Here is a 14,231-nt window from a genome sequence, read left to right as displayed (position 1 = left end):
ATGCCTGCATGTCACAGACGAAATGGTAAAGCGCCGAATGACGTGTATCGGTATAAAAACTGCACTAACACTACTTAGCTTTCTGCCCGTTCTGGCCGCGGCAGCAAACAGCGACCTTTATCAGGTGCAGCTGAAAAATGGTGATTTACTCAGTGGTGAGCTGAAAAGCAGTTCGGCGACGGAGCTGGTGATCCATACCGCTTATGCCGGTGATGTGACGATTAAACGCAGTGAAGTGCAGGCCTTTAGTCCGCTACGCCAAAGGAACGAACAATCATCAACAGCAACCATAGTAGCAGCCACGCCACCAGCAGCCGCAGCGCCGGCCAAACCATGGTCTTTGCAACTGGATTTAAGTGCTGCGACTCGTGCCGGTAAAGAGCAGGCGCAAAACTACAGTCTGACCGAACGTTTTGAATATCGTATTGGTGACTGGCGCAGTAAGTTTGATGCCAATTACGACTACGAAACCAAAGAAGCAGCGCGTAAAACCCACAAATATCAGTTAAATCCGGGGCTCGATTATTTCTACAGCCCGCAGCTGTTCTGGCGCGTCAATGCCGACTACAGCTACAACTACCTGGCCAGTGATTACAAAAATATTGATGCCAGTACCGGCCCCGGTTATGCGGTGTGGCAACAAGGCCCAACCCGGCTGGATTTGATTTTGCTGGTGGGTCACAAACTGGCTTATTTTCGCGAAGACGAAACCTTCCGGGTGCTGCCAGACTTTCATTCGCCGCTTGGCTATAATACAGCGTCTTTAGCCTGGGATTTCAGCCACAAATGGCCGGGGACTTTGCTGGAAGTTTATAGCGAAGGCAATTTGCTGGAGCTGCTAAGCCAGCCTTTCAGCATTTTTGATTTTGAGCGCGAACTGAATATAGAAACCGGCCTGCGTTATGCGCTGACCGACAAGATCCGCATCAGCTGGTCCTGGCATTACGACAGAACCGAACTGACGCTGTTACTACCGAAAATGCCACGCACCTCACTGGATTTGTTTGATTCCAAACAAAAAATCAGCATAGGTGCGGCGTTTTGAGATGTAGCCAAAGCAAACAAGTTCAGAGAATAACTTCGTTTTTAACTGAAGCTTTGCTCAGTTATAGGTCATGTATTTTGAGTATGTTTCATTCCCAAGGCAGTTCATCAACAAATTGGATATCTAAATTTTCGTTTATAAATTTGGGAAATTCATATAAGTGAAAGTAAATACCAGCATCGCTACAACTCCAAACTGAGAAAAAACGACACATCGCGCTGACTATATCAAGTTCACCTAAATGAATAAAACCAGGATCCTTTTTCACCATACGCCAAAGAACCCCTTGATCTACCTCTGAGCAACCGCCTTTAAGGTTTTCTTTTAATTTTTTGAGACCTGCATCTCTGTAAATTTTCAATTCTCTAGTGAAATTATCATTAGTTTCATGAAAAACAACACCTCTACCATTAGTACCGAAGGACATTTTTTCCTTGAAATCACCTAAAAATTCAGTCGGCTCTTTATTTCGATCAGACCATGAAAAAGATTTTGGAACTATTATTTTATTTAATATTTCCGTACTCTCCTTACATTTGAAAAAACCTAGCTCACCACATGTACTTTCATAAGCGACCGTATAAGTATCGAGTATGTGAGCAGGAAGGTTAGTTACGCACTCATTAGCTCTGATATCGTTTTTAGATATATATATCATGAGTCCCCCTAAATTTTAACTATTCAACAAGATGTTTTCCTAATCCTGCTCCCTAAACATTGTTGCTTATCACCATACTTTATAATTATTTTGTTTCCTTTGGAATTTTGTGCATGTACGTGGGGAGATTTATGATGTTCGGCAGTATCATCATTATGCCCATCAGGGTGATCCATTACCTCTGCACCGGTTGTTATGTCTCGCCGCCCGAGTGACGTTGCCCCTTGTGCTTGTAAATTAGACCAATTATCACCACGACTACTATCTCTTAAATCGCTAAAGGGAATACTTACACTACCATTTTTAGTCCCATTATAACGAGACAAACGAGGTACTTGAGCGTGTTTCTGGCCAAGTCGTAAGGCTTGTGTACGGGTTTTAACTTGAACTTCTTTTACTTTTTGTTTTTGATGCTCGGGTAGCCGTCCGTCTTGCCCAGCTCTAATAGATTCCGCCGTCTCAGGACTTATAACTCCGGTGATTTCACCTATTACCGAACCTAATGCACCAAGTCTGTCACCATCTCTAAATCTCCCTGCTAAGCCCTCAGGATCCACTTTATTCATCGGATCATTACCGACATAGGCGTACCAGTTCATGCCGTCTTTGTAGCCGAGCGGATCGGTTTGCAGAAAGCGACCTAACTTTGGATGGTACACCCGCGCTTTGTAGTGATAAAGCTCGGTGCCGGGTAATAAGATTTGGCCGGTGTATCTGAAGCGTGACGCGCTGGCATTCATCGGCTCGCCGTAGGGGCCATATTGGTGTTTGGCGGTGACAGTGCCGGAGCTATTGGTCTCGGCAATGATGCTGCCACGTTCGTCTGCCAACAGGTATGTCGGATTGGTCGTCGCACTACCATCATAACTAACCAGCGGGTCGTCACTGCCCACACCGTGCACGTAGCGTTTAAGCAAAGTGCCGCTGGTATTGTATTCCGCGACTAACTCGTTGCCGTCGTACAGAAAGGTCGTTTTGCTACCATTTAGAGTGCTGCTGTTTAACCGACCGGTAGCGTCGTACTCCAGACTTAAACTTTGACCGGATTTACTGGCAGAGATCAACCGGTTATGGGCGTTGTAGTTGTAAGTCCAGCCATCAAAGCTTCTTAAATTGCCATTGGGGTCATAACTGAAGCTCTGGCCCGCATGGGTAACGTATTGATTTAAATTGTTGGGCAGATAGTCCTGCCGACCCGGTTGCGGGATCTTGATTTGAAAATCGACACTGGAGGTAAGCCGGTTGATCAGTTGGCCTGACGGATTGTATTGAAAACTGCTCCGGTTGATATTCAGGTGATCAAAGTTTTGCAGTTGATTCAGCGCAGTGTGACCGAGCTCAGAGTTGATGTTATTGCGACGGATGATTTTGTTCAACCGACTCAGACGATCATAGTTGTAGCTCACCAGCGGAAATATGTCGTTGTTCACATAAATGGCGGTAAGACTGCCGTCACTTTCGTAACTATAAGTTAAATAAAACCCATCCGGATACGTTAACTGGTTACGCCGTCCGGCGTTGTCATAGCCATAAGTTAAAGTTCTGCCATTGGTACTGCTGGTTTCCAGCCGGCCTAAATCTTCATAAGTTGAGGTGACCGTCTGGGCGCCACGGGTCACCGAGGTTTCCCGGCCAAGACTATCGTACCCAAAAACAATACTATTCTCGGCTGGCACCGCGGTATTGGTGAGCCGGTTGGCGTTGTCAAAACTATGTATCAACGTGACGCCATCACGTTTACGTAAGCTCGAAAGGTTATTGTTGGCATCAAAACCGTTTTCTTCGAAGCTACCGTCTGGGAAAGTCGTGCGTTTTAGCCGGTCAAAACCGTCATAACTATAAACTGTGGTGTTGCCATTGCCGTCTTTGCGCGTGTCAACCTGACCGTTGGCCGTGTAGGTCATCTCGATATCAATGCCTTCGGCTGCGGTGCCAAGGCCTGAGATGGTTTTCAGCAAACGTGAATTGGTGTCGTAGCTATGCTGACTGATACGATCATCGCCATAATTGCCTTTACTGCCAAGCACACAGGCGTCGGCCGGGGCGGCAGCAAACTGATTCGGTTCCATCCGCTGTGTAATACAGAGTTGACGGTTGCCGCTGTCGTAGCTGAATTGTGTAAGTGACTCGATTTGCTGAGCAGATCTGACTTCAGTTTTCTGCTTCAGACCTTTGGCATCAAATTGATGTGAGGTGGTTAATTCGAGCTGCAAATTCACATCGGTTGGGGAATTGATGACCCCTTGCTCAGTCATCCACACCTGGCCATCCTGGTTACGGTAACTAAAGCGGGTGGCGGGACGTTTTCCTTGTTGATTAACCGGCCCAATCTCCCAGGTTTTACGACCTATGGCATCGTATCGGTAATATTTCGCATCGGCAGTCCCTGTTAATGGACCATCCTCCATCGTCAACCGGCCAGCAGCATCATAATCAAAAACGGTAGTTTCGATTTTGCTGCGGCTGCCATTAGTCTTGCTTACGGTTCTCGGCAGGCTGGTGTTATTCCAATAGGCGTACTCAGTGATTTGTTCGAGTTTGCCACTGCATTGACCTGCGCCACACACCGAAGATTTAGTCAGCCGGTAAAAGCCATTGAGACGCTCATAGGTATGTGTGGTCAGACGCCTGATGCCATTGGCATCCGCGGGCTCAAGTTTAGTCAACAGGCCACCGTGGTCGGGGTCAAAACTATAGTCTGTGCGGTTGCCTTTTGCGTCGAGGGTATAAGTCGGCCGGTAACACAACAGGGTCAGATGGACATCACAGTTTATGATGTCGTACCCAGCCTCAGTGATGAGATCATTCAGACCGGATCCAGGTTTGGCCAATTGTTGTTTTTTAATCAGATTACCAAGCGCGTCGTAACTATAGATTTCTTTATTGCCCTCAGGAAAGGTCACAGACTCCATCAGTTTGTTGCTGGTATAGGTATAGCGAGTCAGACGTCCAAGGCTATCGGTGTCGGACGTGATCAGTTGACGCTGTTCTGGTGCCGGGAACACACTGAGCTGAATAGTTCTTTGATAGCCGGCAGGACCGGTAATTTGAATTTTTGAGAATTGTTTCGTAGGGTCAAAACCCGTGCCTGTCGCCGCGGTATAGTTGTATTTATAAACGAGTCCCTGATTCACAACATCAGTAACAAACAAGTTGTGATTGATCCCGCCATAATTCAGCGTGGCACTGCTGACCTGCATTGTGTTCACGCTGTTGTCCGGTAATTTCAGCGAAAACGCCGAGGTAAAATCACTTGCACCCAGCGCATTTTCAGCGCCGCTGTAACTCCATGTATTACCAAGCAAATCGCTTTGAGTGTAAGCTCCTTGTCCGCTATAAGTGAAACGAGCCAAATCAGTCGCCGGAGTGTCAGTTTTGACAATACGGGCACTGGCTACCGAGCTCCAGGCAAAAGTCCCTGTCGTAATGTCATTCGATTTGTAAGTCAGTATTAACTGATAACCCAGATTGGTTGAAACCGTTTTGGGCCTGTGATGTTTTACTAAGCCTGATATAGCAGTGTCGTACTGATAACTGAGTTTTTCCCCATCCGGGAAATAGACCTCACTGGCGAACCAAGTACCTTCATAGGTTTTTTTCCTCAGTGGATCGCTGCTGTAATCCTGAAATGAAGACAACAATGTGTACCGCACTAGCAACCCGGTTTTGCCTTGTTTATAGGTAAACTGTCGGGACGAAGCATCCATCGTGCCCAGCAACTTCGAGCCCGTGCCATCAGCCGCAACACATTCCGGATTGCAGTTAAAAAACTCCGACGTTTTACCGCCAAACGTCAGGGTATAACTTTCATTGCGTGGGCCAATGGCAAATCCTTGTGGGGTAGCGGCGCTGTATAACACTCCTGTGATTTTCGAATCGAATTGCTGCATGCTTTGCAACGACAAATTCGGCGCCGCAGCGATCTGCAGTACCGGCAATTGTGGGTAATATTTACCGGAGTTCAGGTCGACTGAATTCAGATCTGCTGCTAGTTGCAGCGGTTTTATTGGCTGCAGATCATTAGCCACAACAAGCTGGATACTTGTTAAAAAAACGCAGAGGCCGATTAAAGTTTTTTCTATGAGTTTCATTTTTTGCCGCTTCTCTAGTCAGGTTCGTCCTTGTCCAACTGCGAAGCTAATGCTTCATGAACGCTGATTTCATCAAGCTGTTAATTGCCAATTCTGATTATTTTCCCTTCAACATCAGTTGATTGTCCGTTGCTGCATTGCAGCATCAATGCTGTCGCTTGCTGTACCTGAATATTGGTACTGCCAGATACCGGCAAATTCAGTTGCTGGCTGTAGCTGCCGAGCAACTGCAGTGAGCATTTACTGGTATTTTGCGAGGCCCACTGCACCTGCACTGTGGCGCCAGCAGTACTGACTTTTTCCGGTGCGGAAAAAAGCGTGATGCGCGGAAAACCAGCCGGGATATTGTTGACTTCAACCGTCGTGCGGTTATGACCATCATCGAGTAGCTGCTGCATGGCGAGGCTGGTATTGTCAGTAGCGCCAACAAGGCGTCCTCTGGCGTCATAACTAAAGCTGTTGGTTTTATCTGTCGTGGTGAAATTGAAGTTTGCTGCAGTTTGTCCGCTATCAATCATGCCAGTTTTAAAAGCCTTGGCTTTGACGGTCGTATTGGCAGTCAGGGTAAAAGGTGCGGAATAGATAGGTGAGCTGGCGTTGATATCGGCGCCATTTGTGCTGTAACGGATGGTCGCACCAGCTGTTGCTGCGCTCAGACTCACTGAAACTTGACCACTATGGGTACCGCCATTTGGCGATATCGAAGGGCTGCTGACCTGAGGCAAAGGATTTACCACAAAACTTGCTGATGTCTGCGCGCTATCCGTCATGCCAGTTTTAAAAGCCCTGGCTTTGACTGTCGTATTGGCAGTCAGGGTAAAAGGTGCGGAATACACCGGTGAACTCGCGCTGATATCCGCGCCATTTGTGCTGTAACGGATGGTCGCACCGGCTGTTGCTGCGCCCAGACTCACCGACACTTCCCCACTATGGGTACCGCCATTTGGCGATATCGAAGGGCTGCTGACCTGAGGCAAAGGATTTACCACAAAACTTGCTGATGTCTGCGCGCTATCTGTCATGCCAGTTTTAAAAGCCCTGGCTTTGACTGTCGTATTGGCAGTCAGGGTAAAAGGTGCGGAATACACCGGTGAACTCGCGCTGATATCCGCACCATTTGTGCTGTAACGAATGGTCGCTCCAGCTGTTGCAGAGCTGAGACTTATCGATACAGATCCAGTATATGTACCGCCATTTGGAGACATCTGTGGACTACTGACTTGCGGCAACGAATTCACCACAAAACTTGCTGACGTCTGCGCGCTATCCGCCATGCCAGTTTTAAAAGCCTTGGCTTTGACTGTCGTATTGGCAGTAAGGGTAAAAGGTGCGGAATACACCGGCGAACTCGCGCTAATATCCGCGCCATTTGTGCTGTAACGAATGGTAGCACCAGCTGTTGCTGCGCTCAGACTCACCGACACTTCCCCAGTGTGGGTACCGCCATTTGGAGATATCGAAGGACTGCTGACCTGAGGCAGCGGATTCACCACAAAACTTGCTGACGTCTGCGCGCTATCCGCCATGCCAGTTTTAAAAGCCCTGGCTTTAACTGTAGTGTTGGCAGATAAGGTGAAAGGTACTGAGTAAACCGGCGAGCTGCCGTTGATATCGGCACCATTTGTGCTGTAGCGAATGGTTGCACCAGCTGTTGCTGACGACAGGCTGACCGACACAGAACCAGAATAGGTTCCGCCGACGGGAGATATCACCGGATTGCTGACCTGTGGCAGTGGGATCGCAGTAAAACTGGCACTAACATTACAAGGAGCCAATATCTGCCCTGTCGTGTATGTCGTGCCGACCAGTTGGCCATTGCAACCTGAGGCAGCTGCGGTGTATCCGGCGTTTGGCGTGACGGTAAATGTCGTCGTCTGACCATGCAGAACATCGCGAATTGCCGGACTAATACTGCCGTTTGCTCCGGCGGCGGCTGTCACGCGGTGAATAACCGGAGGTGTTTGGACCTGGATGCTGGTTGAAGCTGGACTAAATCCGGAACAGCCATTCCAATTACAGACCCGATACAATACGTTAAATGTTCCAGCCCGCGAGATCCGCGCGTTAGTGGTCACAGACTCTACACCGCCGCCATGTGGTAGAGCCGCGACTCCACCAATATGTTCGTAACCGTCGGACTGATCTTTTGCCCAGACATTGTATTCGACCGCAATAACATCATTGGTATTGGCAACAGTCACACTAAAAATACTGCCGGTAGTCACACTGCCAACACTCACTTGCGGCGCCACCCACGGCGTGCGCGGTAGCCCTGCTCCCGGATCGCAATCCTGTAACAGTGAGCTACGACCAGGCACTACTTGTTCTATCGGGCATTCTTCCATCACTTCGTTTGTCAGTAGCACTTCCTTTCCCGCTACGTTGACCTTCCCGGGCACATTACAAAGCTCTTGAGTCTGGTCGGTTTCGGTATCGTACAGCCACCCCAGACAGTGAGAATTAGCGTTGGACTTTTCACTAGCGTTGTAGGCCCGGAACAGCAAGGGCTGGCGGGTAGATTTGCGCAGTACAGGTCTGATCCCTGCTTTATTGTCGGCCCAGCTCAGATTGGCATGCAGCGCATGGATCGCCTTACCCGCAGCCTGCCTAAAGCCATTTTGTTTATCGCCGTACACCAGATAATTGGACGCGTGACCATCTTTTGTTAAAGCGAATACATCGTCTGTGCCATCCTGATTGAAGTCACGAATAATAATGCGCTCGGTCTTGCCCCACGGCGAATTCCGCGCGACCAGCCGCGCTGTTTTGAATTGATTATTTTTATCAAAAGGCAGAACTTGATGAGCACCGGTCTCGGTGTGCAGTAATAGCAAATCTTGCTGACCGTCGCCGTCAAAGTCACCGGCAAAAAACCGAGCCTTATCAGCATCAAGTAACCATGGATGCTGCTTCGCCTGATATTGCCGGCTGGGCTTGACCAAATCTGCAGCCTTGCTCAAAGTTTCAAATAAAAAAGCGCTGGCGTTTTTGCTGCTGATTAGCAGCAATTTTGCGCCGTGTTGTTGTTGATTTTTTATCGCGACCAGCGCTGTTTCACCAGCGTACCAGGTACGTCCCTGGATAGTTGCCGGCAGTTCAACGCGCTGACGCGAGTCAAAGGGTTGAGTTTCTCGCCCCGTACCAGCCAGTAAAAAATGCGGATGCCCGGCATTTTTTGCCTGCAACAACAAGTCGATGACACCGTCATGGGTCAAATCAGCATAAAGAACCTGATGAGAAGCCGGTGACCAGCTGAACTCTGCCGCCCCTGCGGCGCCGGTGTTAAAAGCAATGGCTGCGGCTGAAGTGATAAGCAGACGCTTAAGCCATCGGCAAGAGGGACGGCGACAGCGCCACCCGACAAGATGTTGCATAACTGTAACTTCCTTGTGTTGAAAACTAGAAAGTAGTCAGCATCCACAAGGAAATCAGCCCGACAATTAAATATCACAAATATATAACCATTTTATAACTACGCTAAAAATAGAACATCACCACAAAAGCCCGCGTTTTGGAGTCACCTTAAAACATAATATTTATAAATCAGATGCTTACATTTATAAAACGCCAGATGTTACGACCAGCGGTTTCACATGAAAATGTAGGAGAGCACGGAGGAAGAACAACTGACGATGATGCTGGCAAGATACTGCGGTGTAAATTTGCCAGAGCCACTCACTTCGTGACTCTGGCAGATAACTAAAATTTCAGGCTATCTGCAGCGGTTGCAGACTACGTGCAGCCGGAACTACGACTCAGGCCTTACACAGATGCACTGTCACTTCTTCGCGGTCGTGAAACAGATGACGGACCTGGAATTTCACTTTTAAGCCGGCTTCGTCAAAACGTTGCTGCATTTCTGCCAGTACTTCCTGCACTGTTTCATAACGTTTTTTCATCGGCAGTTTCAGGTTAAAGATACTTTCCTGACACCAGCCGTTGATCAGCCAGTCGCAGATAAGCTGGCCGACCCGCTGCGGTTTTTCAATCATGTCGCAGACCAGCCAGTACACGTTGAATTTCTCCGGTTTGTACTTAAAGCCGTCAACCATAAAATGTTTAACCTGGCCGGTATTCATCAGGCTTTCAGCCATTGCGCCGTTGTCGATCGCCACGACCATCATCGAGCGTTTGACCAGCTGATAGGTCCAGCCGCCGGGGCAAGCGCCTAAGTCGACCGCGCGCATCCCAGACGCAAGCCTGGTATCCCACTCATCACGCGGGATAAATTCGAGGAAAGCTTCTTCCAGTTTCAGCGTGCTGCGGCTTGGTGCTTCTGACGGGAACTTCAGCCGGCGGATGCCGTTTTCCAGCGAGTTGTTGTTCTCCGGGTATGACATCGCCAGCAAGGCTTTTTGCCCGCTTTGCATAAACAGGTGCAACACCGGTGCGCGTAAATTTTCTTTTTTCAGCATCACGCCGGCCTGGCGCAGGCTTTGGCGCAGCGGCACTGTTAATTTACGTGCCAGCGTCGACAGCTCTTTGCCGTCGTTGGTGTCCGGATATTCAATCCGCAGCTCACCAATACCGCTGACTTCGGCACCGAGCAGCGTTTCCAGCACTGGCGCGATACGATCCGTAGACGGCAACTCCAGCCAGTCGCCAATCACTAAGGCCCACTGGCGGATAAAAATCAGTTTAGAAAATGGGAAATCAATTAAAAACCGGTCCAGCGCGTCGCCGTCATAGGCTTCAAAAATGACAAAAGCATCATTGGCTTTGAGCTTGCAAAAGCCAAACACACCATGTTGGCCGGCTTTGTCCTGAATTTCTGCCGCACATTCTTTTTCAAATCCTGAGCGGCAATACATCAACAATTGTTTCATTAGTTCTTCCGAAGCCAGGGCAGCAACATTAAGCCTACCCAGCAAAAAATCAGCATCTGACCGCCAATGGGTGCCAACTGGCGCCAATATAGCGGTAACTCAAATAATCCGGCCCAAACAGTGTAGACAAAACACCAAAGGCCCAGATGAAAACCCAACATCACCAAACCAAGCAGCGCTTGCTGTGGCCGGTTGAATTCGTCACGCCAACCGCCATCACGCGGCAGGCAATACAGCGACAGCACTAACAGCGCAATCGCCTGAAACGCCAGCACGCCGGTACTGGAGACCAGCCGGCTAAATTCTTCTGTGACCATCACAAACTGAAAATGATGCGAAATCGCAGCGCTCATGCCAACAACTGCAGCACCGTACAAACCGCACAGACTCAAACTCAGTTTCCAGATCCATTGCATGTGGTTACTCCTTGGTTGTTAGAGGCGCCTAAACAGCCTGCTGACTGCGGATAAATGCCGCTGCCGCTGTTGCCGCCTGCACAAATGCCGCATCCGGCGCTGTAGCAGTTTGCCCCGCCCGGCTTTTCGGCAACGCAAAATCGTGATCTGCCAGCGCCAGTTCCAGCACTGTTGCCGGCACAAAATCCAGTGACGAATCAGCCGCAGCTTGGCCGACACCGGCCTTTTGTAAATCTGCTGCACTGCCAAAGGCATCCCGGCTGCCCTGACAAATCAGCAGCGGTCGTTGTAACTGCTGCAGAAAACTGCTGCGTAATAAAGTCACTTGCGCAGCTTTGACCGGATCTTTCGTCTTGGCCGGTGGACACAGCGGATAACCAAATACCAGCCCGCCTGCGACCTGCGGTGCTACTTCAGAACCTGCCAGATACAGGCTGATGACGCGGCCGCCTAAACTTTTACCCGCAAGCCACAACGGCACTTGTCCTGCAGCCAGTGCAGCGCCGTTTTCGGTCTGGTTTAAGGCCTCAATCATCGTAGCTAGCTCTGGCAGCAGTTTTTCCGCTTTAGGCGCTACTTGCCGCTGGCCAGCCATAGTTTTTGCCATATAAGCAAAATTTGCAGCGTGCACTTCAATGCCGGCTGCGGTTAACAGTGGGATCAACTGCTGAAAAAAAGCCGACTGTACTGAAGCCCCGGCGCCATGCAGCAACAATAACCGCGCCAGCGTTGGCTGGGTCGCCGCCGGATAAACCGATATAGTCATGGTTTAATCCTGCTCAGAGACCAGCGCAATATTAAATTGCTGCTCGTTAAACGCTTCCTGCTCCTGCGCCACCAGTTTATTCATCCAGTCGCGAAACGCGGCAATTTTGCCAAGTTCAATCTGATTGTCGCGACACACCAGATAATAAGCATCTTTACTTTGCAACACGTGATTAAACGGCACTATTAAGCGGCCCGAGGTAATGTCCGGACGCGCCAGAATATTGTGCGCCAGCGCAACGCCCTGCCCATGAATAGCGGCCTGTAACACCATCGCGGTATGGCTGAAAATCGGCCCCTGATTAACATTAAAATGCTTAAAACCCTGGCTGGTAAACCACGCTTTCCAGGCTTCACGGGTACCATCGTGCAACAGCGTATGAAAACGTAGATCCGCCGGTTCGTTTAACGGTTTGGCGCGGTTTAACAACATCGGCGAACACACCGGCACCAGATATTCGGTATGCAGCTTGTCCGCGTGCAAATTCCGCCAGCTGCCGCGGCCATAATAAATCGCCACGTCGACGTCGTCGGTCAGCGAACCTTCTTCGTAGTCGACAGCGCGAATGCGCACATCAATGTCCGGATTCAATTCACTGAACAGGCTTAACCGTGGCACCAGCCACTGGATGGCAAAACTGGGCGGCAGACTGACCGTTAACGAGCCTTTGGCGCCGCGTGCCAGCAGTTTTTCAGTGGCTTCGTGTAATTGCAGGAAAATTTCTTTGATATCGAGGAAATAACCCTGGCCTTCTTCCGTCAGCAATAAAGAGCGGTTTTTCCGCATAAACAACTTGAGGCCAAGATGGTCTTCCAGCGCTTTGATCTGATGGCTGATCGCCGCCTGAGTGACGAACATTTCCTCTGCCGCTTTGGTAAAGCTTAAATGGCGGGCGGCCGTTTCAAAGGCTTTTAATGCGTTCAGCGGCGGCAGGCGACGGGCCATAGGTCAGTTCCGGCTTAAGATTTAGCTTGCGGCACATAGCCTTCAATATCAACAGCTTCGCCTTCAAACAAAAACTTCTGCATCTGCTCTTCCAGCAGTTTGCGATGTTCGAGGTTCATCATATTGAGTTTTTTCTCATTGATCAGCATGGTCTGTTTGCTTTGCCACTGCGAAAACGCTTCTTTGCTGATGTTGTCGAAGATTTTTTTGCCAAGCTCGCCCGGATACAGCTGGAAATCCAGACCAGGGGCGGTTTTTTTCAGGAATACACAATATACATCGCGGGCCATTTAATATCTCCGAATAGCACAAGTGGCGCTATTGTAATGCATTTTAGTTTGGCTGCAGGCGTTTTTCGTAAATGCCGTTACCGGGCTAGCCAGCTTTTAAGATTGATTGCAGGTAAAGCCGCACCGGCGCCGGTAAGCCAAAATCATCCAGACAGCTCAGATCAACCCAGGCTTGTTCGGCGTTTTGCAACGTCAATTCCGCCGCCCAGACTTTTGCCTGCAATTTGTAATGGGTGAACTGGTGACTGAATTCACCGATAAGTTCAGCATCTGCCGGTGCCAACTCAGGTTGTGGCAAACACCAGAGCGCTGGCCAGATGCCGGCGCCGGGTCTTTTTACCAGCAAGACTTTTTGCTGTTGGCGGATCAACAAAAAATGGCCGTCTTTGACCGGTACGGTCTTTTTCGGTTTGGCATTAGGCAGCGATGCAATCCGATTCTGCGCTAACGCCTGGCAATGCGCGGCCAGCGGACACAATTCACACAAGGGCTGGCGTGGTTTACAGACCGTCGCGCCCAGATCCAGCAAACCCTGGGCAAAAGCGCGGCAATCGGCGTGTCCTTGTTGATGATTCGGTGTCAACAGCTCAGCTTTCGCCCAGAGTTGTTTTTCCAGCGCCGGCGTATTCGGGATGCCGTCGAGGGCAAATAACCGGCAATACAGGCGCCGGACGTTACCGTCGACGATAGGCCCATATTGCTGATAGGCAAACGACATGATGGCGCCGGCGGTATAACGGCCTACTCCCGGCACCTGCAATAAAGCGTCCAGCGTTGCCGGAAACTCCCCGAGCTCTGCGATATAGCGGGCAGCTTTTTGTAAATTACGTGCCCGGGCATAATAACCAAGGCCCTGCCACAATCGCATCACTTCATCTTCGGCGGCAGCTGCCAGCGCTTCGGCGTTGGGAAAGACCTGCATCCAGCGATTGAAATACGGGATCACCGTCGCAACCTGCGTCTGTTGCAGCATTAATTCAGACACCAGCACTTTGTATGGCGTGACGTCCTGTTGCCACGGCAACTGATGACGACCATGGCTGCGCTGCCACTCAATGACCTTGGCGCTAATCACCGCAAGTTCAGCTCTGCCCGCATCTGGCGCTATGTCGTTATTTCGCGTACTGCTCAAAATCATATTCCGGCCACCGACTACTCAGGCCCGCAGTCTAAACGTCCCGGCGCCAACTGCCA

At 49.8% G+C, this 14,231-nt stretch carries 10 protein-coding genes; 1 reads left to right on the top strand and 9 read right to left on the bottom strand.

What is annotated here, in order from left to right; all coding sequences use genetic code 11:
• Positions 1-37: 37 nt before the first annotated feature.
• Entirely contained in the window at positions 38-1,045 is a 1,008-nt protein-coding gene (locus ACQ66Q_RS00775) for a DUF481 domain-containing protein (RefSeq protein ID WP_430455029.1), read from the top strand.
• An 88-nt stretch (positions 1,046-1,133) separates the two neighbouring features.
• On the opposite strand, the gene ACQ66Q_RS00770 is transcribed toward ACQ66Q_RS00775, so the two are convergent.
• The 9 genes from ACQ66Q_RS00770 to mutY all read right to left on the bottom strand — a co-directional run bounded on the left by ACQ66Q_RS00770 (position 1,134) and on the right by mutY (position 14,169).
• Positions 1,134-1,703, bottom strand: a complete 570-nt coding sequence (locus ACQ66Q_RS00770; protein WP_430455028.1) for a hypothetical protein — start codon at positions 1,701-1,703, stop codon at positions 1,134-1,136.
• A gap of 23 nt (positions 1,704-1,726) precedes the next feature.
• A complete protein-coding gene (locus tag ACQ66Q_RS00765) occupies positions 1,727-5,731 on the bottom strand; it encodes an RHS repeat domain-containing protein (RefSeq protein ID WP_430455027.1) in 4,005 nt (1,334 codons plus the stop codon).
• A gap of 143 nt (positions 5,732-5,874) precedes the next feature.
• Positions 5,875-9,168 (bottom strand): chitobiase/beta-hexosaminidase C-terminal domain-containing protein, encoded by a 3,294-nt coding sequence (locus ACQ66Q_RS00760; RefSeq protein ID WP_430455026.1) that lies wholly within the window; start codon positions 9,166-9,168, stop codon positions 5,875-5,877.
• Positions 9,169-9,549: 381 nt separating this feature from the next.
• Positions 9,550-10,620, bottom strand: coding sequence for a 23S rRNA (cytidine(2498)-2'-O)-methyltransferase RlmM (gene rlmM / locus ACQ66Q_RS00755; protein ID WP_208930737.1), 1,071 nt, complete (start codon positions 10,618-10,620; stop codon positions 9,550-9,552).
• Positions 10,620-11,036, bottom strand: coding sequence for a hypothetical protein (locus ACQ66Q_RS00750; RefSeq protein ID WP_430455025.1), 417 nt, complete (start codon positions 11,034-11,036; stop codon positions 10,620-10,622). Before ACQ66Q_RS00750 ends, rlmM begins: the two co-directional genes overlap by 1 nt.
• A gap of 28 nt (positions 11,037-11,064) precedes the next feature.
• Complete coding sequence (locus ACQ66Q_RS00745; RefSeq protein WP_430455024.1) at positions 11,065-11,802, bottom strand: alpha/beta family hydrolase; 738 nt, start codon at positions 11,800-11,802, stop codon at positions 11,065-11,067.
• Positions 11,803-11,805: 3 nt separating this feature from the next.
• Positions 11,806-12,747, bottom strand: coding sequence for a transcriptional regulator GcvA (locus ACQ66Q_RS00740; RefSeq protein ID WP_208930734.1), 942 nt, complete (start codon positions 12,745-12,747; stop codon positions 11,806-11,808).
• A gap of 14 nt (positions 12,748-12,761) precedes the next feature.
• Positions 12,762-13,037 carry an oxidative damage protection protein gene (locus tag ACQ66Q_RS00735; protein ID WP_208930733.1) on the bottom strand — a complete coding sequence of 92 codons (276 nt, stop codon included), beginning with the start codon at positions 13,035-13,037 and terminating at the stop codon, positions 12,762-12,764.
• Positions 13,038-13,122: 85 nt separating this feature from the next.
• Entirely contained in the window at positions 13,123-14,169 is a 1,047-nt protein-coding gene (gene mutY / locus ACQ66Q_RS00730) for an A/G-specific adenine glycosylase (RefSeq protein ID WP_430455023.1), read from the bottom strand.
• Positions 14,170-14,231: the final 62 nt, after the last annotated feature.

It is taken from the genome of Rheinheimera sp. (assembly GCF_965283995.1).
Classification (GTDB): Bacteria; Pseudomonadota; Gammaproteobacteria; order Enterobacterales; family Alteromonadaceae; genus Pararheinheimera.
This window is presented reverse-complemented; position numbering and strand designations above follow the sequence as displayed.

What these genes read in the sequence shown, in the direction of transcription:
- rlmM (WP_208930737.1), bottom strand. Translation starts at nt 10,620, where the DNA reads ATGAAACAATTGTTGATGTATTGCCGCTCAGGATTTGAAAAAGAATGT.
- ACQ66Q_RS00740 (WP_208930734.1), bottom strand. Translation starts at nt 12,747, where the DNA reads ATGGCCCGTCGCCTGCCGCCGCTGAACGCATTAAAAGCCTTTGAAACG.
- ACQ66Q_RS00750 (WP_430455025.1), bottom strand. Translation starts at nt 11,036, where the DNA reads ATGCAATGGATCTGGAAACTGAGTTTGAGTCTGTGCGGTTTGTACGGT.
- ACQ66Q_RS00760 (WP_430455026.1), bottom strand. Translation starts at nt 9,168, where the DNA reads ATGCAACATCTTGTCGGGTGGCGCTGTCGCCGTCCCTCTTGCCGATGG.
- ACQ66Q_RS00770 (WP_430455028.1), bottom strand. Translation starts at nt 1,703, where the DNA reads ATGATATATATATCTAAAAACGATATCAGAGCTAATGAGTGCGTAACT.
- ACQ66Q_RS00735 (WP_208930733.1), bottom strand. Translation starts at nt 13,037, where the DNA reads ATGGCCCGCGATGTATATTGTGTATTCCTGAAAAAAACCGCCCCTGGT.
- ACQ66Q_RS00775 (WP_430455029.1), top strand. Translation starts at nt 38, where the DNA reads ATGACGTGTATCGGTATAAAAACTGCACTAACACTACTTAGCTTTCTG.
- ACQ66Q_RS00745 (WP_430455024.1), bottom strand. Translation starts at nt 11,802, where the DNA reads ATGACTATATCGGTTTATCCGGCGGCGACCCAGCCAACGCTGGCGCGG.